At 57.9% G+C, this 24,514-nt stretch carries 21 protein-coding genes; 9 read left to right on the forward strand and 12 right to left on the reverse strand.

Translation table 11 applies throughout. From position 1 onward, the window contains the following. Nucleotides 1–326 precede the first annotated feature (326 nt). Nucleotides 327–1,190: a hypothetical protein gene (locus ACP7B0_RS07785; RefSeq protein ID WP_426140563.1), complete on the forward strand. Its 864-nt coding sequence runs from the start codon at nt 327–329 to the stop codon at nt 1,188–1,190. A gap of 55 nt (nt 1,191–1,245) precedes the next feature. On the opposite strand, the gene ACP7B0_RS07790 is transcribed toward ACP7B0_RS07785, so the two are convergent. The 4 genes from ACP7B0_RS07790 to ACP7B0_RS07805 form a co-directional block, all read right to left on the reverse strand. Next, nucleotides 1,246–2,025, reverse strand: coding sequence for a hypothetical protein (locus tag ACP7B0_RS07790; RefSeq protein ID WP_426140565.1), 780 nt, complete (start codon nt 2,023–2,025; stop codon nt 1,246–1,248). A gap of 470 nt (nt 2,026–2,495) precedes the next feature. Continuing rightward, nucleotides 2,496–4,106 (reverse strand): NAD(P)/FAD-dependent oxidoreductase, encoded by a 1,611-nt coding sequence (locus tag ACP7B0_RS07795; protein WP_426140568.1) that lies wholly within the window; start codon nt 4,104–4,106, stop codon nt 2,496–2,498. A 242-nt stretch (nt 4,107–4,348) separates the two neighbouring features. Further along, nucleotides 4,349–5,026, reverse strand: a complete 678-nt coding sequence (locus ACP7B0_RS07800; RefSeq protein WP_426140569.1) for a COG3650 family protein — start codon at nt 5,024–5,026, stop codon at nt 4,349–4,351. A 62-nt stretch (nt 5,027–5,088) separates the two neighbouring features. Next, a complete protein-coding gene (locus ACP7B0_RS07805; protein WP_426140571.1) occupies nt 5,089–5,688 on the reverse strand; it encodes a short chain dehydrogenase in 600 nt (199 codons plus the stop codon). Nucleotides 5,689–5,801: 113 nt separating this feature from the next. On the opposite strand from ACP7B0_RS07805, the gene ACP7B0_RS07810 reads away from it, so the two are divergent. Next, nucleotides 5,802–6,737, forward strand: coding sequence for a LysR family transcriptional regulator (locus ACP7B0_RS07810; protein ID WP_426140573.1), 936 nt, complete (start codon nt 5,802–5,804; stop codon nt 6,735–6,737). A gap of 74 nt (nt 6,738–6,811) precedes the next feature. Here ACP7B0_RS07810 and ACP7B0_RS07815 read toward each other — a convergent pair whose 3' ends face one another. The 5 genes from ACP7B0_RS07815 to ACP7B0_RS07835 form a co-directional block, all read right to left on the reverse strand. Beyond that, nucleotides 6,812–7,513 carry an ABC transporter ATP-binding protein gene (locus ACP7B0_RS07815; RefSeq protein ID WP_426140574.1) on the reverse strand — a complete coding sequence of 234 codons (702 nt, stop codon included), beginning with the start codon at nt 7,511–7,513 and terminating at the stop codon, nt 6,812–6,814. Further along, nucleotides 7,514–8,281: a high-affinity branched-chain amino acid ABC transporter ATP-binding protein LivG gene (gene livG / locus ACP7B0_RS07820; RefSeq protein WP_426140576.1), complete on the reverse strand. Its 768-nt coding sequence runs from the start codon at nt 8,279–8,281 to the stop codon at nt 7,514–7,516. Next, complete coding sequence (locus tag ACP7B0_RS07825) at nt 8,278–9,534, reverse strand: high-affinity branched-chain amino acid ABC transporter permease LivM (RefSeq protein ID WP_426140578.1); 1,257 nt, start codon at nt 9,532–9,534, stop codon at nt 8,278–8,280. Before ACP7B0_RS07825 ends, livG begins: the two co-directional genes overlap by 4 nt. Further along, nucleotides 9,531–10,460, reverse strand: coding sequence for a high-affinity branched-chain amino acid ABC transporter permease LivH (gene livH / locus ACP7B0_RS07830; protein WP_426140581.1), 930 nt, complete (start codon nt 10,458–10,460; stop codon nt 9,531–9,533). Before livH ends, ACP7B0_RS07825 begins: the two co-directional genes overlap by 4 nt. A gap of 354 nt (nt 10,461–10,814) precedes the next feature. After that, nucleotides 10,815–11,942: a branched-chain amino acid ABC transporter substrate-binding protein gene (locus tag ACP7B0_RS07835; protein WP_426140583.1), complete on the reverse strand. Its 1,128-nt coding sequence runs from the start codon at nt 11,940–11,942 to the stop codon at nt 10,815–10,817. 322 nt (nt 11,943–12,264) lie between these two features. Here ACP7B0_RS07835 and ACP7B0_RS07840 point away from each other — a divergent pair, with 322 nt between their 5' ends. Together ACP7B0_RS07840 and ACP7B0_RS07845 are read left to right on the forward strand one after the other, a co-directional pair. Next, the gene (locus ACP7B0_RS07840) at nt 12,265–12,570 is read left to right on the forward strand and encodes a DUF2288 domain-containing protein (protein ID WP_426140585.1); all 306 of its coding nucleotides are present in this window, start codon (nt 12,265–12,267) and stop codon (nt 12,568–12,570) included. Nucleotides 12,571–12,836: 266 nt separating this feature from the next. Further along, nucleotides 12,837–14,228 (forward strand): spinster family MFS transporter, encoded by a 1,392-nt coding sequence (locus ACP7B0_RS07845; RefSeq protein WP_426140588.1) that lies wholly within the window; start codon nt 12,837–12,839, stop codon nt 14,226–14,228. Between the two features lie 670 nt (nt 14,229–14,898). Here ACP7B0_RS07845 and rapA read toward each other — a convergent pair. Next, on the reverse strand, nt 14,899–17,745 hold the full coding sequence (rapA, locus tag ACP7B0_RS07850) for an RNA polymerase-associated protein RapA (RefSeq protein WP_426140590.1): 2,847 nt from the start codon (nt 17,743–17,745) through the stop codon (nt 14,899–14,901). Between the two features lie 213 nt (nt 17,746–17,958). On the opposite strand from rapA, the gene ACP7B0_RS07855 reads away from it, so the two are divergent. The 3 genes from ACP7B0_RS07855 to ccoM all read left to right on the forward strand — a co-directional run bounded on the left by ACP7B0_RS07855 (nt 17,959) and on the right by ccoM (nt 18,827). Further along, complete coding sequence (locus tag ACP7B0_RS07855; RefSeq protein WP_426140593.1) at nt 17,959–18,297, forward strand: aspartate-semialdehyde dehydrogenase; 339 nt, start codon at nt 17,959–17,961, stop codon at nt 18,295–18,297. A 105-nt stretch (nt 18,298–18,402) separates the two neighbouring features. Then, nucleotides 18,403–18,564 carry a hypothetical protein gene (locus ACP7B0_RS07860; RefSeq protein WP_426140594.1) on the forward strand — a complete coding sequence of 54 codons (162 nt, stop codon included), beginning with the start codon at nt 18,403–18,405 and terminating at the stop codon, nt 18,562–18,564. Between the two features lie 152 nt (nt 18,565–18,716). Further along, complete coding sequence (gene ccoM, locus ACP7B0_RS07865) at nt 18,717–18,827, forward strand: cytochrome c oxidase subunit CcoM (protein WP_426140596.1); 111 nt, start codon at nt 18,717–18,719, stop codon at nt 18,825–18,827. A gap of 162 nt (nt 18,828–18,989) precedes the next feature. Here the strand turns inward: ccoM and ACP7B0_RS07870 are convergent, their stop codons facing one another. Together ACP7B0_RS07870 and ACP7B0_RS07875 are read right to left on the reverse strand one after the other, a co-directional pair. Then, nucleotides 18,990–19,460, reverse strand: a complete 471-nt coding sequence (locus ACP7B0_RS07870; protein WP_426140597.1) for a MaoC family dehydratase — start codon at nt 19,458–19,460, stop codon at nt 18,990–18,992. 61 nt (nt 19,461–19,521) lie between these two features. Beyond that, nucleotides 19,522–20,466: a lysophospholipase gene (locus ACP7B0_RS07875; RefSeq protein WP_426140598.1), complete on the reverse strand. Its 945-nt coding sequence runs from the start codon at nt 20,464–20,466 to the stop codon at nt 19,522–19,524. Nucleotides 20,467–20,676: 210 nt separating this feature from the next. On the opposite strand from ACP7B0_RS07875, the gene fadD2 reads away from it, so the two are divergent. Together fadD2 and fadD1 are read left to right on the forward strand one after the other, a co-directional pair. After that, nucleotides 20,677–22,365 carry a long-chain-fatty-acid--CoA ligase FadD2 gene (fadD2, locus tag ACP7B0_RS07880; protein WP_426140599.1) on the forward strand — a complete coding sequence of 563 codons (1,689 nt, stop codon included), beginning with the start codon at nt 20,677–20,679 and terminating at the stop codon, nt 22,363–22,365. A gap of 394 nt (nt 22,366–22,759) precedes the next feature. Further along, complete coding sequence (fadD1, locus tag ACP7B0_RS07885) at nt 22,760–24,451, forward strand: long-chain-fatty-acid--CoA ligase FadD1 (protein ID WP_426140601.1); 1,692 nt, start codon at nt 22,760–22,762, stop codon at nt 24,449–24,451. Nucleotides 24,452–24,514 lie beyond the last annotated feature (63 nt).

Raw genomic sequence — 24,514 nt, forward strand, 5'->3', positions numbered from 1 at the left:
TTTTGTCTTGATTTTATGCCCATGAGTAATCGGTGTGCGAATTTAGCGGCTATCGGCTTTGTTGCATGTAGGAAAGTGCGTGTTCGTAAGTAAGTTACTTCGGAGTTTGCGGAAAATTGAATAAATGTTTATGAGCTGTCGTGTTTGGCGTTGACAGCAAGTCTTGCGATTGATTACGTCCTGATTGTCAGTTTTTAAACAGCTGCCCGTTGGCGTCGTCCAAGTGCGCCTGCGATTGTTTTATTGATGATTGATTAACAGCCGTTAAGGGGCGGCCTTCTAATGCCCCGGAGATGACGGCTGAAAATAAAAAAGGAATCTGGATCATGAATACGTATTTGTGTAAGAAGCGCGGCTTGTATATGGCTGTTGCCTTCGTGTTGACGGGTGGGGGCGGGAATGCAGTGACTGCTATGGCTGAGCAAAGTATGGGTGATACAACGTTGGCCGCACAAGTTGCGGAGCCGCCGGTTGTCTTGCCGGATAAGTTGAACGGTATAAGCGGCTTTTTGCAAAATGATGACGACGTTAAGTATTACAGTTTTACGGCTATGCGTGGACAAAACGTCATGTTCAGGGATACGCGTCCGGCAAGCTGGTCATTGGGTGTTGATTATGAATACAAAGCCGGAGATGTCTGGCAACGGCTGCCGGGTCACGGTGTTCATATTTTCGATAGCCTAACCCCCGGCGATGACGTGCTGATTAGGGTTTTCAAACGCCCAAACAGTAATACGGTGTCCCGTGCCTATGACTTTCGATTTGGTTCTGCCCCTTATCGCGCCACCGCCGACTTGATCAGGAGCGACGCTCAAGGTTTACCGCTTTATGCCGGGATTTTTCAGGCATTCAGGGAAGTCAACTGGTCCATCTACATCCATGACTCAACCGGACAGCCGCTGGAAGGGGCAAGGGCAAGTATTAAAGTTGGCGTTGTAGAAGAAACCGCTGTGTACACCGCTGCCGATGGTCGCGTTGCACTTACGATCGCTCTGCCTGCCTGTGAAGGCAGCATGGTGTCCAGCTCATTTTCCACGGGAAGTGGTTCGTTGAAACGGTGGTGGAATCTCCGGTATAACCCGGGTCGATTGGTCGCCAAACTGGAGGATGATGACTCAGGCAGCAAGTGGAATCCAGGCACCATCGACAGCACCTTTGGGCATATCTGCAAGCAGTGGTTGCTGCGTTGATTAGCACTGGGTGAGCCGGGCGCATCTCCGTATGCGCTCGGTCTGCTCATGCACATCATTTTTCTGGTTTGTTTTCAGCCTGCTGCTGCTCCAGTATTTTCTCGGCCTTCACCTGTAATTGCTCAACCCAGGAGAACCCCCTGGCTGGGCTGGTGCCGCCATTTTGAAGCAGCAGGCCGTAGTCAATAAAGGTGTAGATATTTTTCAAGGTCACAAGGCCCTCATATCGGGTCAATTCGGGCACATGGTTCAGGCTGTGAATGACCAGTTTCGCATGTTCAAAGGTCAGCTCTTTCAAGTCGTCCAGATCATTGAGCCAACCGTTCAACTGGTTGGTTTCTTTATCGGTCAGAGCCCCTTCCGGGGAAGTCACTTCCAGGAGGCCATGTTCATTGACGGTGAAACCGAAATTTTTATCCGCCAGATCAGGGAGGCATATGCGCAACTGGTCTTTGAAATCAGTAAATATCTCCTGCATTTGCTCAATTCTTAAATTCATCATCCAGTTGAGATTCCAGTTAGCACTGTCTTCGTACTTGCCTAATGATTGACAAAGTCTGGATTCAAATTGTGGCGGAATTTTTTCGAGCTCATCATTAGAAATGCTAAGGCCGATTTTGTTGTTGGGCTCTCGGACAGTGGTGTATTCAATCCCCTCCATAGAAAGCAGTGATTTATAGGTTTCTTCCCGCTCGGGTGTAATCGTTCCTTCTTTCAGGTCTGTTTCATAATCCTGCCTTACAGACTGCCAATAATTCAAGCCTGGAGAAAACGTTGGGGATATGTAGGTTTTCACTGGACCGGCTGGCGAAAACGTAACGCTGTAAGCGGCCATGACGCCTCCTGTTGTGTTTTCTCGTATAGGGGTTGCATCCTCCTCTATGACGGCAGGACAAACGGCTCCATGACCTGAACAGGTCGTGCGGAATTTCTCAGGGGTGTGTAGGAAGTTAATGACGGATGTTGAGAAAACAGTGGGCGAATGAGTGGGCGAGGCGCGCGCCTTGGTTAAACAAAGAATCGCCCTCTAATCCATCATTGCACTTGCAAAACGAATACTTATATCCGGTTTATGAGGGAGTGATAGGGCTCGCGTGTTTAACGGTCTGACACCAACATGAAATATCGCCGTTTCTACCATGTCGTCCGAGCCTGCCAACTTAGGCTCTTTACGAAAAGTGGCCGCGCTCGGTGACGCGGCGTTAAAAAAACAGGCTCGGAATGCTCATTTACTGCCAGTAGGCTCCGCTTCCTCGCCTGTTTTTGCCTTGCCTGACCTTCGCTCGCCGACGTTTCGTACAGACCCTAGCTTTCGATCCCTAACATATCTTTCGCCAACGCTTCAGCAATACGAATGCCGTCCACGCCTGCGGACAGGATCCCTCCGGCATAGCCCGCGCCTTCACCCGCTGGATACAGGCCTTTGGTGTTCAGGCTTTGCATGTTTTCGCCACGGGTGATGCGCAAAGGTGCCGAGGTTCGCGTTTCAATGCCGGTCAGCACGGCATCGTGCAGGGCGAAACCTTTGATCTGTTTGTCGAAGGCGGGCAGAGCTTCACGAATGGCTTCGATGGCGTAGGCGGGCAGGGCGTCAGCCAGGTCCACCAGTTTCACGCCGGGCTTATAAGACGGTTCTACGCTTCCCAGTTCAGTGGAAGCTTTGCCGGCAATGAAATCGCCCACCAGTTGCGCGGGCGCTTCGTAGGTGCTGCCGCCCAGGACGTAGGCGTGGGATTCCAGACGCTCCTGCAACTCGATGCCAGCCAGCGGGCCGCCGGGGTAATCTTCCGGCGTGATGCCGACCACGATGCCCGAGTTGGCGTTGCGTTCGTTGCGCGAGTACTGGCTCATGCCGTTGGTGACGACCCGATTAGGCTCGGACGTCGCCGCTACAACGGTGCCCCCTGGGCACATGCAGAAGCTGTAGACCGAGCGACCATTCTTGGCGTGATGCACCAGTTTGTAGTCGGCAGCGCCCAGCTTCGGGTGCCCGGCGTATTTGCCCAGGCGCGCCCGGTCAATCAGCGATTGTGGGTGCTCGATGCGAAACCCCACCGAAAACGGCTTGGCTTCCATGTACACGCCACGGCCGTGCAGCATGCGGAAGGTGTCCCGGGCACTGTGGCCCAGGGCAAGGATGACGTGGCGAGACTCAATGCGTTCGCCGCTGTCGAGTACCACTCCTTGCATCTGACCGTTGTCGATGAGTACGTCCGTCACGCGCTGCTCGAAACGGACTTCGCCGCCAAGCGCCTTGATTTCCTCACGCATGGTTTCCACCACGCCGGTCAACCTGAAGGTGCCGATGTGCGGTTTGCTGACGTAGAGGATTTCTTCCGGCGCGCCCGCTTTCACGAACTCGTGCAGCACTTTGCGGCCATGGAATTTGGGGTCTTTGATCTGACTGTAGAGCTTGCCGTCGGAGAACGTCCCCGCGCCGCCCTCGCCGAACTGCACGTTGGACTCCGGGTTGAGGACGTTCTTGCGCCACAGGCCCCAGGTGTCTTTGGTGCGCTGACGAACTTCCCGGCCGCGCTCGAGGATGATCGGCTTGAAGCCCATTTGCGCCAGCAGCAATCCGGCGAAGATTCCGCAGGGGCCGAAGCCGACCACCACCGGGCGCTCTTTGAGGCCTTCGGGGGCATGGCCAACGACTTTGTAGCTGATGTCGGGCGCTGGATTGAGGTGGCGGTCATCGGCGTGCCTGTGCAACAAGGCGGCTTCGTCGCGGACCTGGAAGTCGATGGTGTAGATAAAACACAGCTCGGAAGACTTTTTGCGTGCATCGTAGCTGCGTTTGAACAGTGTGAAGTCGAGCAGTTCATCGCTGTCGATACCCAGGCGCTGCAAGAGGGCAGGTCGCAGGTCTTCTTCCGGGTGATCGATCGGCAGCTTGAGTTCGGTGATTCGTAACATGAAGAGATCCAGTTTCCGGGCCGCAGGTTAAGCCCGACAGCGCTACAAGAACCGGCGATTATAAGCCACATTGAGTGGCAGGCGCGAAGCAAACCCATACCGTTGGAGCGTGGCTTGCCCGCGAACCGCATTACATTAACAGTCGATATCCCTTTTGACACAGGACCTGATGCTCGCCAACAAGCTGGCGCTTACCGAACACCGCGTGATCCTCTGAATGGATAAGGATCGTGGGCCCGGCCTCAATCATTGCGCGCCCCACCGTAATAACCGCAACCCCGCTGAGTCTGGCCATTGAGGCGCAGTTCGGCGGTCAGGTGCTGCACCGCGCCGGTGACACTGTCGACGCAGCGCTGCGGTGCGACCCACAGCTCCATGGTCTGGCCGTTGGCTTCACTGCTGACACTGAAGCGTCCGTCCGGCAGCTGTTCTTCCACGTACGGGACGGCGATCGGCTCTTTGCCGAGGCGTTCGATGACCATGCCCTTGCCGCTGACATTGACGTTCCAGGCCGGATTATTGCCGTTGACGTGCAGGGTCAGGCGTTTGAAGTTCGGGTCCTCACAGGCCTGGCCGGCACGTTCCACGCGATACAACTGTTGCAGGTCGAGCAGGCCGTCGCTGTTGACCGCCTTGCCAGCCACGAAGCTGCCGCGCAGATCGGCGAAGACCTTGCCGGACGTGTTGGCCAGCGCAGCGGCTTCCTGCAAGACGCCGGTGTTGCCGACGTCCTTGACCACGAAGCGACGTTGTTCATTGCAGGGCTGGAACAACAGTTTGCCGCCTTCACCCGTCAGGGAGCCTTGCATGCGGGTCCAGTTCGCCTTGGATACCGACGACTCAGACGGGGTGCCCAGCATCTGGCATCCGGCAAACAGGGGTAACAGGGCAAACATTAGAACGGAACGGGCAGCGAACATGGGAGGGTCTCCAGACAAGTGCCGCCACGTTACTCAGCCTGCCGCGCCATCACAAGGGGGATTTAGCCGACAGAGTAGGTCTGACCCGTCTGTAGCCCCTCGACACTTTTGGCGTAAGCCAGCGCCACTTGCTCCGCCGGGACCGGTTTGAAGCCGCGAAAGTACGGCGCATAGCTGCCCATGGCTTCCACCAGGACATTGGGGCTTACGGAATTGACCCGCATGCCCCGAGGCATTTCGATGGCTGCCGCTCGCACGAATGCGTCAATGGCACCATTGACCAGGCTGGCCGATGCACCGCTACGAATCGGATCGTGACTGAGGATGCCCGTGGTGAAGGTGAACGAAGCGCCGTCATTGGCAAACTCGCGGCCGATGAGCAGCAGGTTGACCTGGCCCATCAGCTTGTCCTGCAACCCCAGGGTGAAGTCCGCCTCTTTCATGTCGGCCAACGGGACGAAGTTCACATTGCCGGCGGCGCAGATCAATGCGTCGAACGGGCCTATCCGTTCGAACAGTTTCCGGATTGAAGCGCTGTCACTAATATCGACTCGTTCTTCGCCACTGTGGCGACCGATCTTTACGAGTTCATGGCGTGGGGCCAGTTCTTCGGCGATAGCCGAGCCGATGGTGCCGCTGGCGCCAATCAAGAGAATTTTCATGGTGTTGCTCCGGGCATTGTTATTCAGGGACGTGGAGCACAAAGTCTAGGAGGCGTGATTGCCGTTGATAAGCGTGCTAATCGGAAACCTTTGGTTCTTGTGGGGAAACAATGGTGAGTGAAATTGACGATCTGGCCGCGTTCGCTGTTTTGATCGATTCAGGTAGTTTCACCGCGGCGGCGGCACGTCTGGGGTGCAGCAAAGGGTATTTGTCCAAGCGCATCAGCCATCTTGAGGAGACGTACTCCGTGATGCTGCTGCACCGCAGCACCCGCAGCCTCAATCTGACGTCTGCTGGCGCGGCCTTGTTGCCTCAGGCGCAACAGTTGATCGCCAGCATGGCCAAGGCCCGTAATATCGTGGAGTTGCTGCGTGATGACGTGGTGGGGGAGGTCCGCCTGACCGCGCCGGTGTCGCTGGGGGAAACCTTTTTCGACGGCTTGCTCATGGAGTTTGCCGAGCAGTACCCGCAGGTGACGATTGAGCTGGACCTCAATAACAGCTTTCGCGACCTGCGCCGCGATGGCTTCGACCTGGCGATTCGCTCGTATGTGGCCCCCGACGAGCGCCTGATTGCCAAGCCACTGTTGGCCATGCAGGAGCTGACGTGCGCCAGTGCCGAGTACCTTGAGCGATACGGCCAGCCACAAACCCCGGACGAACTGGTTACCCATCGGTGCCTGCTCAACAGCCACTATAACGGTCGTCACGAATGGCTTTATCACCAGAATCACGAACTGACTCGGGTTCAGGTCAGCGGCGCATTCGCCAGCAATCACTACGGCCTCTTGAAGAAAGCCGCGATGGTCGGTGCCGGTATTGCTCGCCTGCCGTCCTACATGGTTCATGCCGAGATCAACGATGATCGCTTGCGTTGGTTGTTCCGCGATTATCAGACCAGCATTTCCCCGCTGTTTCTGGTGCATCCCTACGAGGGCGAGTTGCCCAAGCGCATGCAGGTGCTGGCGGAGTATCTGACGGGGTGGTTTCAGCGCAGCACGGCGGCGCTGGAACGCCTTGGAACGCTGGATACAAAAAACGGCCCGTAACGGGCTGTGTGAAAACGTCACGACCGTAGTCGTTTCACACAGCCCGGCAGGCCGTTCTTTGCGTTGCCGCGGGTTTATCCGCCGAGGTAGGCGTCCCGCACTTTCGGGTCGACCAGCAGCTGTTCGCCCGTGCCTTGCATGACCACTCGGCCGTTTTCCAGCACGTAGGCGCGATCAGCGATTTTCAGTGCCTGGTTGGCGTTTTGTTCAACCAGGAACACCGTCACGCCATCCCGGCGCAGTTGTTCGACGATCTCGAAAATCTGCTGGATGATGATCGGTGCCAGCCCCAGAGACGGTTCGTCCAGCAACAACAGCTTGGGCTTGCTCATCAACGCCCGGCCGATGGCGAGCATTTGCTGTTCGCCGCCGGACATGGTGCCGCCGCGCTGGTTGAAGCGCTCCTTGAGACGCGGGAACAAGTGCAGAACCTTGTCCATTTGCTCCTGGTAGTCGCCCTTGTCGGTGAAGAACCCGCCCATGGCGAGGTTCTCCTCGACGGTCAGCCGGGCAAACACACGGCGGCCTTCCGGCACCACCGCGATGCTCTTGCGCATGATCTGCGCCGATTCCAGGCCCACCAGCTCTTCGCCCATGTAGCGGATGCTGCCGCTGTGGGCGCGAGGTGAACCGCACAAGGTCATGAGCAGGGTGGATTTGCCCGCGCCGTTGGCACCGATCAGGGTCACGATCTCGCCCTGGCGCACTTCCACGTTGACGTCATGCAGTGCCTGGATCTTGCCGTAGAAGGTGGAAACGTTTTCAAATTGCAGCATTTACGCTTCCCCCAGATAGGCTTTGATCACGTCCGGATTGTCGCGGATCTGTTCCGGCGTGCCATCGGCCAGTGGCGTGCCCTGATTGATCACCACGATGTGGTCGGAAATACTCATCACCAGTTTCATGTCGTGCTCGATCAGCAGAACCGTGGCGTTGTGTTCATTGCGCAGCATGCCAATGAGGGCCTTGAGGTCTTCGGTTTCCCGTGGGTTCAGGCCCGCAGCCGGTTCGTCGAGCATCAGGATCCGCGGTCGGGTCATCATGCAACGGGCAATTTCCAGGCGACGCTGCTGACCGTAGGCCAGCGTCCCGGCCGGACGGTTGGCAAACTCCTTGAGGTTGACCGCCTCCAGCCAGTGGGCGGCGTAGTCCATGGCTTCGTGCTCGCTGCGGCGGAACCCCGGCGTGCGGAACAGCCCGGCAAAGAAGTTGGTGTTCAAGTGCCGGTGCTGGGCAACCAGCAGGTTTTCCAGCGCGGTCATTTCCTTGAACAGACGCACGTTCTGAAACGTGCGCACCACGCCCTTGCGGGCGATCTCGTGCCCGGCCAGGCCTTGAATCGGCGCGCCGTCGAGCAGGATGGTGCCCGCCGTCGGTCTGTAGAAACCGGTCAGGCAGTTGAAGACCGTGGTTTTGCCGGCCCCGTTGGGGCCGATCATGGAGACGACTTGTTTTTCATTGACGGTCAGGCCTACGCCGTTGACCGCCAGCAGACCGCCAAAGCGCATGCTCAGGCCACTGACTTCTAGAAGCGGACGGCTCATTTACGCAGCTCCATGTGTGGACGTTGCATGGGCAGCAGACCCTGAGGACGCCAGATCATCATCAGCACCATCAAGGCGCCGAACATCAACATGCGGTATTCGCTGAAATCACGCATCAGCTCCGGCAGCAGGATCATCACCACGGCGGCAAGGATCACCCCCAGTTGCGAGCCCATGCCACCCAGCACCACGATGGCAAGGATGATCGCCGACTCGATGAAGGTGAAGGATTCCGGCGTCACCAGCCCTTGGCGAGCTGCGAAGAAACTACCGGCGAAGCCCGCAAATGCAGCGCCCAGGGTGAAGGCCGACAACTTGATAATGGTCGGATTCAGGCCCAGGGCCCGGCAGGCGATTTCATCTTCACGCAATGCTTCCCAGGCACGCCCGATTGGCATGCGCAGCAGGCGATTGATGACGAACAGCGCCGCCAGCGCCAGCACCAAGGCAACCAGATAAAGGAAGATCACCTTGTTGATGGAGTTGTACTCCAGCCCGAAAAACTCGTGGAAGGTCTGCATGCCTTCCGCCGCCCTGCGTTCGAACGACAAGCCGAACAGCGTGGGTTTTTCGATGTTGCTGATGCCGTTTGGCCCACCGGTGAGGTCGGTCATGTTGCGCAGCAGCAGACGGATGATTTCTCCGAAGCCCAACGTCACGATGGCCAGGTAGTCACCCCGCAGACGCAACACCGGGAAGCCCAGCAGAAAGCCGAACGTTGCCGCCATCATTCCGGCGATGGGCAGGCAGATCCAGAAGCCCAGCCCGAAGTAATGGGAGAGCAGGGCATAGCTGTAGGCGCCAACGGCGTAGAAGCCGACATAGCCCAGGTCCAGCAGCCCGGCCAACCCGACCACGATGTTCAGGCCAAGGCCGAGCATGACGTAGATCAGGATCAGCGTGGCGATATCCACCGCGCCTCTGGAGCCGAAGAACGGCCAGACCAGCGCCACCATGATCAGGGCCAGAATGATCCAGCGCTGAGTGGTCGGCAGGGTCAGGAAGTTGCTGGCCTTGGTTGGCATGACCGGTATGCCGGGTGACGAGCGCCATGCCGCAGAAATCTGCTCATGGAACATGACCCGCAAAAACATGGCGATGGCGCAGGCAAATATGATGCTGACCGTGGTGGAACTGGCGCCGATGACGGCCAGATTGACACCGACGATTTCCAGCTTCAGGCCCAGTATCGGGTAAGCGACAGCCAGCACCAGCAAGGCGCTGAACAACGCTGATTTGAGTTTCCTGGTCATACTTTTTCAACCTCCGGACGGCCAAGCAGGCCGGTCGGCCGGAACAGCAACACCAATACGAGAAGACCGAACGCCACCACATCCTTGTACTGGTCACCGAAAATATCGGCGCCAAAGGCTTCGGCAACGCCCAGCACCAGGCCGCCAAGCATGGCTCCCGGAATACTGCCGATCCCGCCCAATACCGCAGCGGTGAAGGCCTTGATGCCGACCAGGAAGCCGGCGTTGGGGTTGATCACGCCGTATTGCATGCTGAGCAATACCGCAGCGACCGCCGCCAGGGCAGCACCGATGACAAAGGTCAGGGCGATGATGTTGTTGGTATTGATGCCCAGCAGGTTGGCCATCTTGATGTCTTCGGCGCAGGCCCGGCAGGCGCGGCCCAGGCGAGAGCGCGAGATGAACCAGGTCAGGCCGAGCATCGCGATCAGGGTCACGATGAAGATCAGCACCTGCATGTAGGAGATCACGACTTCATGGGTGCTGGCCGAGCCAAACACGAAGTTGCCGGGGATCAGGTTGGGGATCGATTTGTCTTTGGAGTCCTGGGCCAGCAGAACCGTGTTCTGCAGGAATATCGACATACCGATCGCAGAAATCAGCGGGATCAGACGGTTGCTGCCGCGCAAGGGGCGATAAGCCACTCGCTCGATGGCATAACCGTAGGCACTGGTCACGACAATACTGGCAACAAAAGCGGCAGTGATCAGCAGCGGCAGGCTGTCCAGCCCCATCATCGTCAGGCCCGCGAGGGCGATGAACGCGACGTAGGAACCGATCATGTACACCTCGCCATGGGCGAAGTTGATCATGCCGATGATGCCGTAGACCATCGTGTAACCGATGGCAATCAAGGCATAGGTGCTGCCAATGGTCAGGCCATTAACCAGCTGTTGGAAAAAGTGATAGATGTCTATCTCAGGCATTACAGCGCTCCTAAAAACCTGCTCGGTGTTCCACTGGTGAAGTCTCTTCCCGCTCGCATGCCGTGGTCTGGGTCCACGTTGAACACGAGCCCAGTGAATCACTGGTAACGGTTTCAAGATGTTCAGCGATCAGCGATCTTGTGGATGGCCTACGCTCGTAAAACAAAGCCCACTGCGGATCAGGTGGTCTGAAAACTGCTGCGCTTGACAATATTGCGTTAAAAACAGGCTCGGACTGCTCATTTAGGAGCCTAAACTCCGCGTCCTCGCCTGTTTTTGCCTTGTCTTGTCTTCGCTCGCTACGTTTTCATACCACCTGATGCAGTGGGCTCCGGGTTAACCGATAGCGAATGCTTATTTCATGGGCGCTTCGGTTTTGGTGCCGTCTTTGTGCCAGGTGTAGACCACGAATTTGAAGTCTTTCAGGTCGCCCTTGGCGTCGAACGACAGGTCGCCAGTCGGGGTCTTGAACGTGTTGGCGCGCAAGGCTTCTGCCACTTTGGCGGTGTCTTCGCTCTTGGCTTTGGTGATGGCTTCAGCGATCACTTCAACCGCGGCGTAAGCCGGGAACACGAACGGGCCGCTTGGGTCTTCTTTCTTGGCCTTGAATGCATCGACCAGTGCCTTGTTGGCAGGGTCCTGGTCGAACGAGGCCGGCAGCGTTACCAGCAGACCTTCGGACGCGTCCTGAGCGATCTGGGAAATCGATGCGTTACCCACGCCTTCCGGGCCCATGAAACCCGCTTTCAGGCCTTTTTCCTGCGCCTGGCGCAGAATCAGGCCCAGCTCAGGGTGGTAGCCGCCGTAGTAGACGAAGTCGACGTTGGCTTGTTTCATCTTGGCGATCAGCGACGAGAAGTCCTTGTCACCCGCGTTGATGCCTTCGAACAGAGCGACTTTGACGCCGTCTTTTTCAAGAGTCTGCTTCACGGCTGTCGCGATGCCTTCGCCGTACTGCTGCTTGTCATGAATGACCGCAACGATTTTAGGCTTGACCTGCTTGGCGATGTAATTGCCAGCGGCCGGGCCTTGGGCGCTGTCCAGGCCGATGGTGCGGAAAATCAGCTTGTAGCCACGCGCGGTAATTTCCGGGCTGGTTGCAGCCGGGGTCACCATGATGATCCCTTCGTCTTCATAGATATCTGAAGCCGGTTGGGTAGAGCTGGAGCACAGGTGGCCGACGACAAACTTGACACCGTCGTTGACGACTTTGTTGGCGACCGCCACGGCTTGCTTGGGATCACAGGCGTCATCGTATTCAACCGCTTCGAGCTTCTTGCCATCCACGCCGCCTTTGGCGTTGATTTGCTCGATGGCCATTTTCGCGCCGCTGAACTGCATGTCGCCATACTGGGCGACTGCACCGGTTTTAGGACCGGCAATACCGATCTTGATGGTGTCTGCGGCGAACGAATGGCTGGCAACCCCCGCCATAACCAGTGCGGCAAACAGCTTCGAAAGCTTTTTAGTACCCTTAGTCATGATGCTCCACTCTTGTGTTTTAGTTTTTATAATCCTGACGCCAACGCTGCAGGACCGGATAGATAATCCGGTTTTCCCCCCGGCAACTGTACCGGAACAGTTTAGAGCGCCGATTGATCGCTTGGAAAGCTGGCTGCAGGGGGCAAAACCGGTTGATGTCGCTAAATTGAAAGAAAGATACAGAATCAAGCCGGTGGATCCGAATCTCGATCACCCAACGCCTGAAATGACTGAACTTCCCTGCAATCAATCACTTGAATCTGGGTTTGTCTAAAGAAAATGCAGCGCTATCATTGCGCCGATTTTCCATTTGGTGAAACCCATGACAGAAGAACCTAGCACCCTCTATGCCAAACTGCTTGGCGAGACCGCCTCGATCACCTGGAAAGAATTGCAACCATTCTTTGCCAAGGGTGCCCTGTTGTGGGTCGAACCCTCTTTGGACTTAATCGAAGTCGCGCAGGCAGTTGCTGAAAACGACGCAAACAAAGTCAGCGCATGGCTGGGCACGGGAGAGGTCGGCAAGGTGTCTGAATCGCAGGCGTTAGCGCTATTGGATCGCGATCCCCCGCTTTGGGCAGTGGTAGTGGCACCCTGGGTACTGATCCAGGATAGAGCAACCACCTGATCCGCGACCTTTTTTGGTGCGTCAGCGGGTCGGTTTTTGTGTCGGTCAGTAACTTGCCGCCCCGTCATGTAGCGAAAAACCCCACGTCTCAAGCGCCGGATTTGAGTCAATTCGGCGTCGATTCAATAGCCTGCAACCACCGGGAATTGAGCGGCGGGCATGACGGATGATTCCCTTTACGAATGTTTACAGACAAGCGCTCTTCGCCGTCCTAGATTGATCTGCATGGTTTCTATTGCCCGACAATAAAAACAAAGGGATCAATCATGCACAGCACTTCGCCGAAAACCTCAACCCAGGCGACCAACGCTTGGCGTGTCCTGTTTTTGCTGTTCCTGGCTAACCTGTTCAATTTTTTCGACCGTACCATCCCGGCAATCATCATTGAGCCCATCCGCATGGAATGGCACTTGAGCGATTTTCAGCTGGGGATCATCGGCACGGCGTTCACGCTGGTCTACGCCATTGCCGGGTTGCCTTTGGGGCGCATGGCTGACAACGGATCGCGTAAAAAGCTCATGGGTTGGGGGCTGGCGGTGTGGAGCGGGCTGACGGCGGTGAACGGACTGGCCGGTAGTTTCTGGACCTTTCTACTGGTGCGCATGGGCGTGGGGATCGGCGAGGCCAGCTATGCGCCAGCGGCCAACTCTCTGATAGGCGACCTGTTCCCGGCCCATCGGCGGGCTCGCGCCATGGGTATTTTCATGCTGGGCCTGCCGCTGGGTCTGCTCCTGGCATTTTTTACCATTGGAGCCATGGTCCAGGCCTTCGACAGCTGGCGCGCGCCGTTCTTCATTGCCGCTGTGCCGGGGCTGATCCTGGCGGTGTTCATGTTCTTCATTCGCGAACCCAAGCGCGGTGCTGCCGAAAGCGTGCGGATGTCGGAGGAGAAAATCCACAGGCCGATCCGACGTGTGCTGTCGATACCCACCTTTGGCTGGCTGGTGCTGGCCGGGCTGACCTTCAACTTCGCAACCTACGCGTGCAACTCGTTCATGGTGCCCATGTTGCAACGGTATTTCCTGCTGCCTTTGCAGGACGCCGCTGTGGCGACCGGGATCATCGTCGGTGTCACCGGGCTGGTGGGGCTGACCGCCGGAGGCTGGATCGCTGACAAGCTGCATCAACGTTTTGCCAACGGTCGATTGATGTTCGCCGCGGTGAGCATGCTGATCGCGACACTGGCCACCGGTTACGCCTTGCACGCCGGACGCATCGAGATCGGTGTGTTTGTGGGGGTGTTCAGCCTGGGTTGGCTGTTTGCCTATAATTTCTACACCTGCGTTTACACCGCCATTCAGGATGTAGTGGAACCTCGCTTGCGCGCCACGGCCATGGCGTTGTTTTTCGCCGGTTTGTATTTGTTGGGCGGAGGCCTGGGGCCGGTGGTTGTCGGGCTGTTATCAGACCATTTCGCCCACTCGGCGATGGCGGCTGCCGGCGCGTCGGAAATGGCCGAGTCCTTCAAAGCGGTGGGTTTGCATGACGCCATGTATTTGATACCGGTGGCGTTGTTCATGACGTTGCTGTTTCTGCATCAGGCTTCGCGGTGCTTCAGTCGCGATGCGGAGAAGATGAGAGAGGGAATGGTGGCCAGTGAGCCGGTGGACGCTGGGGCGGGAAAGGCGTTGGAGCCGACAAGCGGGCCTGTTTTGTAGGCGCCCGCGTATTGGCGAGGTGACGATCCATGTGGGTGGCGCCTGTTGAATCGGGTAGCACTCACACCCTTTTCAGCGTTGCGGACTGAGGTTCCGTCCTGACGGCCGGGTCCATTTTGTCGTGGCAAAATAGACGAAAACCGTTTGCGCTGACGTCCGGCCCCTGCTTCGCAGGGGTTCCTTCGCTCCAGTGTCGGGGTGGGGCGACGCGCCGACGGGCCATCCATGGCCCAACGGCGCTCGCTCGGCATCCATGCCGAGCGCACCCCACCCCAACACCTCCACTCAGCCTCCCGACGCGCGTTTGGCGGTGTCTGCCAGAATCGCAGCACGGAAAATCAAAGCAAAAGCAAATCCGCATTGCGGATTTTTCAGGCGGTATTTTTTGCCTGGCTCACCTCAAACCTTGGGCGGGTAAATGTGCGCAGGACTCAAGGGTGACGACAACGTGACGCGCCGTAAGGGCGCAAAGGCGACTGTGCGTCGCCGCCGCTGCTGGATATGCTTGCGATTCCAATACTCTGCAACAGAGTATCTACGTAGAGAACCACTTGACCCGTTGGAGCGAGGCTTGCCCGCGATTGGGGCGTGCAAACGAAGCAGTTTCGTCTGACCTGACGCTTTCCCAAGCAAGCGGCGCTTCAACACAAGCGCCGCTCACTTTCGTGGATCAGCCTGCCACCAACACCCGAATCGCTTCCAGACGCAGCGCGGCTTTATCCAGCATCGCCAGCCCTTGCTCGCGCTGTTCGCGCAGAGCCACCAGTTCGCTGTCGCGTACTGTCGGGTTCACGGCTTGCAGGGCCGTGAGGCGGGCCAGTTCTTCATCGGTGTCAGCCGCCAGACGACGTTGCGCTTCGGCCACGCGTTCGGCGTGTTTCGGCGCGATCTTGGCTTCCCCGGCGTTGATCTGCGGATTGAGCACGTCGCGCTGGGCCTGGATGAACTTGTTGGCACTGGCACGGGGCACGCTTTCCAGTTGTTCATTCAGGGTCACGAAGGACACCCGGCCCGACAAGTCATTGCCATTGGCGTCCAGCAGGCAGCGCAGGGCGGCGGGCGGCAGGTAACGGCCCAGTTGCAGGGAGCGCGGCGCAACCACCTCGCTGACATACAGCAGTTCCAGCAGAACGGTGCCCGGCTTCAGGGCCTTGTTCTTGATCAGCGCCACGGCGGTGTTGCCCATGGAGCCGGAGAGCACCAGATCCATGCCGCCTTGAACCATCGGATGTTCCCAGGTGATGAACTGCATGTCTTCGCGAGACAGCGCTTGGTTTCGGTCGTACGTGATGGTCACGCCTTCGTCATCACCCAGCGGGAAGCTGGCGTCGAGCATTTTTTCGCTCGGCTTGAGGATCAGAGCATTTTCCGAATGGTCTTCGCTGTCGATGCCGAACGCATTGAACAGGGTTTCCATATAGATCGGCAGCGTGAACTGATCGTCCTGTTCGAGGATCGCTTCAACCAGCGCCTCGCCTTCGCCGGCGCCGCCGGAGTTAAGCTCCAGCAGGCGGTCGCGACCTGTGTGCAGTTCGCTTTCCAGACGCTCGCGCTCAGTGCGCGCCTCATTAATCAACGCCTGCCATTCGTCGTCATCGCCGCTTTCCAGCAACGGCAGCAGGCGCGGACCGAACTGGTGTTGCAAGGCGTTGCCGGTGGGGCAGGTATTGAGAAATGCGTTGAGCGCTTCGTGATACCACTGGAACAGACGCGCTTGCGGGCTGGTTTCCAGGAAAGGCACGTGCAGCTCGATGGTGTGCTTCTGGCCGATCCGGTCCAGACGACCGATACGTTGTTCCAGCAAGTCAGGGTGAGCCGGCAGATCGAACAGCACCAAGTGATGCGAGAACTGGAAGTTACGACCTTCGCTGCCGATTTCCGAACAGATCAGCACCTGGGCGCCGAACTCTTCATCCGCGAAATACGCCGCAGCGCGGTCGCGCTCCAGAATGTTCATGCCTTCGTGGAAAACGGTCGCCGGAATGCCGGAGCGCACGCGCAGCGCGTCTTCCAGGTCCATCGCAGTTTCGGCATGGGCGCAGATGACCAGCACCTTGACGCGCTTGAGCATTTTCAGCGTGTCAATCAGCCAGTCGACGCGCGGGTCGAAACGCCACCAGCGCTCTTCTTCAGTGATCTCCGGTTGCGCCTGGAAGCTGACTTCCGGGTACAGGTCGGCGTGCTCGCCCAAAGGCAGTTCAAGGTATTCAGCCGGGCAGGGCAGGGGATACTGATGCAGTTTGCGCTCAGGGAAGCCCTGAACAGCGGCCCGTGTGTTGCGAAACAGCACGCGGCCGGTGCCGTGGCGGTCAAGCAACTCGCGGATCAGGCGGGCGCTGGCTTCTGTGTCGCCGTCGTTGACGGCCGCCAGCAGCGCTTCGCCTTCGCTGCCAAGGAAATCGTGAATCGTCTTATGCGCTTCATTCGACAGGCGACCCTTGTCCAGCAGTTCCTGCACCGCCTGAGCCACCGGGCGGTAGTTTTCGCTTTCGGCACGGAAGGCTTGCAGGTCGTGGAAGCGGTTCGGGTCAAGCAGACGCAGGCGTGCAAAGTGGCTGTCCTGCCCCAGTTGCTCAGGAGTCGCGGTCAACAGCAATACGCCGGGGATGACCTCGGCCAACTGTTCCACCAGCGAGTACTCCGGGCTGGCCTTTTCTTCATGCCAGACCAAGTGGTGGGCTTCATCGACCACCATCAAGTCCCAGCCGGCTGCAAACAGCGCGTCCTGGGCCTTATCGTCTTCGACCAGCCATTCCAGGGCAACCAGCGCCAGTTGGGTGTCTTCGAAGGGGTTGCTGGCATCGCTTTCGATGAAGCGTTCTGCATCGAATAGCGCGACCTGCAGATTGAAGCGGCGACGCATTTCCACCAGCCATTGGTGCTGCAGGTTTTCCGGGACCAGAATCAGTACGCGACTGGCGCGGCCGGACAGCAGTTGGCGATGGATGACCAGACCGGCTTCGATGGTCTTGCCCAGACCCACTTCGTCGGCCAGCAACACCCGTGGCGCGATACGGTCAGCGACTTCACGGGCAATGTGCAACTGGTGGGCGATAGGCTGCGCACGTACACCGCCCAGACCCCACAGCGAAGACTGCAATTGGCGGCTGGTGTGTTCCAGCGTGTGATAGCGCAGGGAGAACCATGCCAGCGGGTCGATTTGCCCGGCGAACAGGCGGTCGGTGGCCAGGCGGAACTGAATGAAGTTCGACAGCTGGGTTTCCGGCAGGGTGACGGGTTCGTTCTGCGCGTTCAGGCCGTGATACACCAGCAGGCCGTCGACATCGTCGACTTCGCGCACGGTCATCTTCCAGTTTTCGAAGTGGGTGATCACATCCCCCGGTGAAAAGCGCACGCGGGTCAGCGGTGCGTTACGCAGCGCGTATTGACGCGTGTCGCCAGTGGCCGGGTAGAGCACGGTCAACAAGCGACCGTCCTGTGCCAGAACGGTGCCCAAACCCAGCTCGGCTTCGCTGTCGCTAATCCAGCGTTGCCCCGGTTGATACTGCTGCGCCATGCTGCCTGTCTCCCGCCTTGAAAAAGCCGACTATCTTAACGGAACACGCTGTCCAGTCCAAAGGCGGCGTGAAGATTCACCGGTATTTCTCCTGTAATTGCAGTGATAGGCAGGTTTCGCGGCACTAGTTGTTCAAACGATAGTCGAATCTTTCTCATTCAATGGTCAAGTTGACGAAACGACGGCCGATACCCCTCAAAAGGAGATCAAATCATGTTGCTACCGACGCTTCCCTTGAGTGTGGTGCCCGTGACTTCCCAGCTGGACTCGGCCAAAAACGTACCGGATATTCCGGCCGTGGCGCCGATTCGGCCCAGCTCCAGCGAAACCACGATCGACCTGCGCAACCAGGATCCCGAGCACAGTGCCTTGTTGTTGCGTGAAGAACAGCAGCGTCATCACGAACAGCAAAAGCGCCGCGAACAGGGCTCCGACGAGCCTGAACACCTTGCCGTTCCCGGCCACTCCCTCAATGCCGATAACACGGTCCCGGTGGTGCCGCTGATGGACGAGGTGGAACGTCAGGGGTTGTGGGTGGATATCCAGGTCTAGGCGCGATGAGCACTTTGCGTTGCACTCAATGCTTTGCTGCGCTGGTCATGGCCCGTGAGATTGCGCATTATTAGCGCCACTACCCTGTGTTCGAGAATGCAGCCCATGAGCGGAGACGAAAAACTGATCGACCTGAGCGCCGAACGGGCCAAGCGGGTGCATGATCTGAATGACAAGCGACTGAACGAAGTGCGCAATGCCTTCGAGCAAGCCATGCCGCTGAACCCGGGCAAGAAAAAGCCGAAGAAAAAGCCGAAAAACCGCTGAATCCCCCCAGTTCCATTGATCCAGATCAGTTATCCGTGCGCTTGTGGAATGAGCGCCTGGCGCCATTGATGTGGGTCAATTTTCATCGCCCGTCCTCTGGGTAGTCTTGCTCCATCGAACAGTGGATAACGCAAAGCAAAGGAGGCGCGGTTATGTTTTTCGACAATGTGGTTGTGGCCGGTGTCGCTACCGTTGGCCTGATGCTGGTGTTTTTCGCAGGCTTCGGATTTTTTATCTGGAAGGACTCACAAAAGAGCAAATAAAGGCAGAGGCCTTCTACAAAAAGAGCACGCAAGGCATTTTGGGCGACTTCGGTCGCCCTTTTTTTTTGTTCAAAAAGCGGGTCGGACCGCTTTAGGCGCGCACGTGTGAGCGGGGTGTTCGTTGGAACGCCGTCCGCTCGCTCCAACAAATCGCTCGCAGAATCAACCGATGCTGATCGCCGGCAGTTCTGTCAGGGTCACGGTCTGCTGTTTGCGCGGGGCAATGATCTCGGCTTCGCCATCGACTACCAGTTCGTCACGCTGGTTGAACACACGGGTGGCGATACGGACGCGGAATTTAGGCATTTTTTCCAGGATTTCCAGGCGCACGGTGAGGGTGTCCCCCAGCTTGACCGGCTTCTGAAACGTCATCTGCTGACCGATGTAAATAGTGCCAGGACCAGGCAGCTCACAGGCGACGGCCGCGCTGATGAGTGCGCCGCTGAACATCCCGTGTGCGATGCGCTCCTTGAACATGGTTTGTGCGGCGTATTCGGCATCCAGATGCACCGGGTTGTGATCACCGGACATCGCGGCGAACAACTGGATATCACGCTCTTCAACGGTTTTGCTGTAGCTGGCGGTCTGGCCGACTTCAAGGGCTTCGTAAGGGGTGCTGGTAACCTGAGTCATGGATGATCCTGGGTATTCAAAGGAGGTGATGAACCTGGCAGTGACGGACTAAGCGGCTCGATCATTCCGCCCGACGCGGTCTTGGCTGTTGCAGGGTCTGCTCCAGCCAGTCGAGTACATCACGCGTGACTTCATCGCGATTGGTTTCGTTGAAAAGCTCATGCCGTGCCTGCGGGTAGATCTTCAGTTGTAACATTTGATGACCTGTCTGAGCCAATGCATCGGCAAGATCCTTGAGACGCTTGCCGTCGCTCACCGGATCACATTCTCCACCAATAACCAGCAATGGCAGGGTCGGATCGATCTGTTTCAGGTTCGACAGCTTGCTGATCTGCTGCAGGCCGCCGAGCAAGTCGAGCCAGAACTGGTTGGTGCAGCGAAAGCCGCACAGCGGGTCTTTGATGTACTGATCCACTTCCTGCGGGTCGCGGCTTAGCCAGTCAAAGCGGGTGCGCGCCGGTTTGAACGCCTTATTGAACGAGCCAAACGACAACCATTCGATCAGGCGACTGCGTCCGGTCGGCCCTTGTCGCCAGCGCTCAAGGCGGGCGATGGTACTGGCGCTGCGGTACAGGGAAACCGGCTGGAAGTTCGAACCACTGAGTATCGCCCCCTGCATACTGGCACCGTGATGCTGCAACCAGGCCTGGGCAATGTAGCTGCCCATACTGTGACCCAGAAGAAACACCGGTGTATCCGGGTGACGCTGGCTGACGGACTGGCTCAGGCTCGCCAGGTCATCCACCACTTTGCCCCAGCCGTTCTCATCGCCGAAATGACCACGCATGCCTTGGGCCGCCGTCTTGCCGTGCCCCCGCTGGTCGTGGGCGTAAAGCGCAAATCCGGCCTCGCACAGGGCCGCCGCCAATCGAGCGTAACGCCCGCTGTGCTCAGCCATCCCGTGAGAGAGCATCAGCACCGCCCTGGGCGCAAGCGTCGGCAGCCAGACATTGACGAAGAGTCGACTGTGATCGCTGGCATCAAGCCAATAGACTTCGTGTTTCATGGCGACTCCTTTTTGGCTGACTGCGCTGACGCTCCGCCTCTATTGATCAAGTGTATAGCCGATGACCCGTTGCAGCCTGATCAGCGTGAGATTCACGCCGCTGATGACGCATTGGCCGCTATTTGCCTTCCTGCCGATTGCTGCTAACGTCCGGCAAGCCCCCGCTTTGAAGCCGCGGGGTAGACACTCTCAGGTAAGAGGACAAAAACAATGCAACCTGATTTCTGGAACGACAAACGCCCGGCAGGCGTGCTCCCTGAGGTGGACCTGCTCGCCTACACATCAGTCATCGAAGTGTTTGAACGCAGTTGCCGCAAGTTCGCCGATCGCCCGGCGTTCAGTAATATGGGCGTCACCCTGACTTACGCCGAGCTGGATCGCCATTCGGCGGCCTTTGCCGCATTCCTCCAGCAGCACACCGACCTCAAGCCTGGCGACCGCATCGCGGTGCAAATGCCCAACCTGTTGCAATACCCGATCGCCGTGTTTGGCGCTTTGCGCGCTGGCTTGATCGTGGTCAACACCAACCCGCTGTACACCGCCCGGGAGATGCGCCACCAGTTCAAGGATTCCGGTGCCCGGGCACTGGTTTACCTGAACCTGTTCGGCAAGCTGGTCCAGGAAGTGCTTCCCGACACCGATATTCAGTACCTCATTGAGGTCAGGATGGGTGACATGCAATCGGCGGCCAAGGGTTGGCTGGTCAATACGATTGTCGACAAAGTCAAAAAGATGGTCCCGGCCTACGACTTGCCTCAGGCCACTCCGTTTAAAAGTGCGTTGCATCTGGGACGCAGTCATCACCTGCAAACCGTGCCGCTAGGGCTGGAAGATATCGCGGTGTTGCAGTACACCGGCGGTACCACAGGGCTGGCAAAGGGGGCGATGCTCAGCCACGGCAATCTGGTGGCGAACATGCAACAGGTATACGCCTGCATGTTGCAGCACAGCGATGAGGGCGGCCCGCTGTTTCATGAGGGCAAGGAGATCATGATCGCGCCGCTGCCGCTCTACCATATCTATGCCTTCACCGCGAACTGCATGTGCATGATGGTCAGCGGCAACCACAATGTGCTGATCACCAATCCGCGGGACATCGGTGCGTTTATCAAGGAGCTGGGCAAGTGGCGCTTTTCAGCCATGATCGGCCTCAACACGCTGTTTGTGGCCCTGATGAACCACCCGGATTTCAAATCCCTGGATTTTTCCAGCCTGAAACTCACCAATTCCGGTGGCACGGCATTGGTCAAGGCCACCGCCGAGCGCTGGGAGCAGCTCACCGGTTGCCGCATCGTCGAAGGTTACGGGCTCACCGAAACGGCTCCAGTGGCCAGCACCAACCCGTATGGCGTCAAGGCGCGACTGGGCACGGTGGGGATTCCGGTGCCGGGTACGGCGATGAAAGTCATCGACGATGACGGCAATGAGCTGGCTCTGGGCGAGCGCGGCGAACTGTGTATAAAAGGCCCGCAGGTCATGGTTGGCTACTGGCAACGCCCGGAAGCCACCGCCGAAGCCATGGACACCGAGGGCTGGTTCAAGACCGGAGACGTCGCAATCATCGATCCTGACGGCTTTATCCGCATCGTTGACCGCAAGAAAGACCTGATCATTGTGTCTGGATTCAACGTCTATCCCAATGAGATCGAAGACGTGGTCATGGCCTATCCCAACGTTGCCAACTGTGCGGTCATTGGCGTGCCGGACGAGCGCACCGGGGAAGCGGTAAAACTGTTCGTGGTGCCCCGTGAAGGCGGGGTCAACGTTGACGAGCTCAAAGCGTTCTGCAAGGAAAACTTCACGGCTTATAAAGTGCCCAAGCACATCGTGCTGCGCGAGTCGCTGCCCATGACGCCCGTGGGCAAGATTCTGCGGCGGGAATTGCGGGATATCGCGTAATACTTGTCGGATCGCGCTGCGTGATTTGTTGGCGCGAGGCTTGCCCGCGAACCAGGCGCCTGGGTGGTCCAGACCCATTGCGTTATCGTTCTTCGCGGGCAATTCTCGCTCCAGCGAATAGCGTTCAATCGACGGCCCTGGACCCGTCATTTCGGCCAGATTCGCGACAAATAGTATGATTGCTCTAAACGTGACTAATGGCCAGTTTAAAGTCATTTAAGTGACTGTAGGGGCCTCCTTTGCCTCTAGGCGACCCTTGGCAAAGCTGCTACTCTCGGCGCGCTTTTGGATCGGTCTTCCGGTCAAAAGCGTGAACTGCAAAATTCCAAAACACAAGAAAATCACCGCGTTCAAGCGGTGTGAAGAATTCGCTGCTGCTCAGGAGCCGGCTTCCATGATCGAAAATTTCTGGAAGGACAAATACCCGTCCGGCATTGCTGCCGATATCAATCCTGACGAGTATCCCAACGTCCAGGCCGTATTGAAGCAGTCTTGCCAGCGTTTCGCCAATAAACCGGCCTTCAGCAACCTGGGCAAGACGCTCACCTACGGTGAGTTGTACGAGTTGTCCGGTGCCTTTGCTGCCTGGATTCAGCAGCACACAGACCTGCAGCCCGGCGATCGCATCGCGGTGCAACTGCCCAATGTGTTGCAGTACCCGATTGCCGTATTTGGTGCGATTCGTGCCGGACTGATCGTGGTCAACACCAACCCGCTGTACACCGCGCGGGAAATGGAACACCAATTCAACGACTCCGGTGCCAAGGCGCTGGTGTGCCTGGCCAACATGGCGCATCTGGCGGAAAAGGTCGTGCCCAAGACTCAGGTCAAGCACGTCATCGTTACCGAAGTGGCCGACATGCTGCCGCCGCTCAAGCGTCTGCTGATCAACAGCGTCATCAAGTACGTGAAGAAGATGGTCCCGGCTTATCACCTGCCCAAGGCCGTCAAGTTCAATGATGTCCTGAGCAAAGGGCAGGGCAAGGTCGTCAATGACGCATCCCCGGCGGCCAATGACGTTGCCGTGCTGCAATACACCGGCGGCACCACCGGCGTGGCCAAAGGCGCGATGCTGACCCACCGTAACCTCATCGCCAACATGTTGCAGTGCAAGGCATTGATGGGTTCCAACCTCAATGAAGGTTGCGAAGTACTCATCACCCCGTTGCCGCTGTATCACATCTATGCGTTCACCTTTCACTGCATGTCGATGATGCTGATCGGCAACCACAACATCCTGATCAGCAACCCGCGCGATTTGTCGGCGATGGTCAAGGAACTGTCGAAGTGGAAGTTCAGTGGTTTTGTCGGCCTTAACACGTTGTTCGTGGCGCTGTGCAACAACCAGGAATTCCGCAATCTGGATTTCTCTGCGTTGAAGGTCACGTTGTCCGGCGGCATGGCGCTGCAACTGGCAGCCGCCGAACGCTGGAAGGAAGTGACCGGTTGCGCCATCTGCGAAGGCTACGGCATGACCGAAACCAGCCCGGTGGCCACGGTCAACCCGATTCAGAAGAACCACATCGGCACCATCGGTATTCCCGTGCCGTCGACCTTGTGCAAAGTCATCGACGACGCCGGCAATGAACTGCCGCTGGGCGAAATCGGCGAGCTGTGCATCAAGGGCCCGCAAGTCATGAAAGGCTACTGGCAGCGCCAGGACGCCACGGACGAAATGCTCGATGCCGATGGCTGGCTCAAGACCGGCGACATCGCGATCATCCAGCCGGACGGCTACCTGCGCATCGTCGACCGCAAGAAGGACATGATTCTGATCTCCGGCTTCAACGTCTATCCCAACGAACTCGAAGACGTGCTGGCCACCTTGCCCGGCGTGCTGCAATGCGCGGCCATTGGCATTCCGGACGAGAAATCCGGCGAAGCCATCAAGATTTTCGTGGTGGTCAAACCGGGTGCCAACCTGACCAAGGATCAGGTCATGGAACACATGCGCGCCAACCTGACCGGCTACAAGGTCCCGCGCAGCGTGGAATTCCGCGATTCCCTGCCCACCACCAACGTCGGCAAGATCCTGCGCCGCGAGTTGCGTGACGAGGAATTGAAGAAGTTAGGGGTGAAGAAGTAAAGGTTGTTGATGAGTTCAAACCCCGTCCTGTGCGGGGTTTGTTGTTTTTGATTCGTTGGAGCA

The organism is Pseudomonas sp. DWP3-1-2 (genome assembly GCF_049896285.1).
In the GTDB taxonomy this organism is placed as follows: Bacteria; Pseudomonadota; Gammaproteobacteria; order Pseudomonadales; family Pseudomonadaceae; genus Aquipseudomonas.

Bases quoted from the DNA above. Each gene is read 5' to 3' on its own strand.
- ACP7B0_RS07785 (WP_426140563.1), top strand. From the start codon at position 327: ATGAATACGTATTTGTGTAAGAAGCGCGGCTTGTATATGGCTGTTGCC.
- ACP7B0_RS07790 (WP_426140565.1), bottom strand. From the start codon at position 2,025: ATGGCCGCTTACAGCGTTACGTTTTCGCCAGCCGGTCCAGTGAAAACC.
- ACP7B0_RS07795 (WP_426140568.1), bottom strand. From the start codon at position 4,106: ATGTTACGAATCACCGAACTCAAGCTGCCGATCGATCACCCGGAAGAA.
- ACP7B0_RS07800 (WP_426140569.1), bottom strand. From the start codon at position 5,026: ATGTTCGCTGCCCGTTCCGTTCTAATGTTTGCCCTGTTACCCCTGTTT.
- ACP7B0_RS07805 (WP_426140571.1), bottom strand. From the start codon at position 5,688: ATGAAAATTCTCTTGATTGGCGCCAGCGGCACCATCGGCTCGGCTATC.
- ACP7B0_RS07815 (WP_426140574.1), bottom strand. From the start codon at position 7,513: ATGCTGCAATTTGAAAACGTTTCCACCTTCTACGGCAAGATCCAGGCA.
- livG (WP_426140576.1), bottom strand. From the start codon at position 8,281: ATGAGCCGTCCGCTTCTAGAAGTCAGTGGCCTGAGCATGCGCTTTGGC.
- ACP7B0_RS07825 (WP_426140578.1), bottom strand. From the start codon at position 9,534: ATGACCAGGAAACTCAAATCAGCGTTGTTCAGCGCCTTGCTGGTGCTG.
- livH (WP_426140581.1), bottom strand. From the start codon at position 10,460: ATGCCTGAGATAGACATCTATCACTTTTTCCAACAGCTGGTTAATGGC.
- ACP7B0_RS07835 (WP_426140583.1), bottom strand. From the start codon at position 11,942: ATGACTAAGGGTACTAAAAAGCTTTCGAAGCTGTTTGCCGCACTGGTT.
- ACP7B0_RS07840 (WP_426140585.1), top strand. From the start codon at position 12,265: ATGACAGAAGAACCTAGCACCCTCTATGCCAAACTGCTTGGCGAGACC.
- ACP7B0_RS07845 (WP_426140588.1), top strand. From the start codon at position 12,837: ATGCACAGCACTTCGCCGAAAACCTCAACCCAGGCGACCAACGCTTGG.
- rapA (WP_426140590.1), bottom strand. From the start codon at position 17,745: ATGGCGCAGCAGTATCAACCGGGGCAACGCTGGATTAGCGACAGCGAA.
- ACP7B0_RS07855 (WP_426140593.1), top strand. From the start codon at position 17,959: ATGTTGCTACCGACGCTTCCCTTGAGTGTGGTGCCCGTGACTTCCCAG.
- ACP7B0_RS07860 (WP_426140594.1), top strand. From the start codon at position 18,403: ATGAGCGGAGACGAAAAACTGATCGACCTGAGCGCCGAACGGGCCAAG.
- ccoM (WP_426140596.1), top strand. From the start codon at position 18,717: ATGTTTTTCGACAATGTGGTTGTGGCCGGTGTCGCTACCGTTGGCCTG.
- ACP7B0_RS07870 (WP_426140597.1), bottom strand. From the start codon at position 19,460: ATGACTCAGGTTACCAGCACCCCTTACGAAGCCCTTGAAGTCGGCCAG.
- ACP7B0_RS07875 (WP_426140598.1), bottom strand. From the start codon at position 20,466: ATGAAACACGAAGTCTATTGGCTTGATGCCAGCGATCACAGTCGACTC.
- fadD2 (WP_426140599.1), top strand. From the start codon at position 20,677: ATGCAACCTGATTTCTGGAACGACAAACGCCCGGCAGGCGTGCTCCCT.
- fadD1 (WP_426140601.1), top strand. From the start codon at position 22,760: ATGATCGAAAATTTCTGGAAGGACAAATACCCGTCCGGCATTGCTGCC.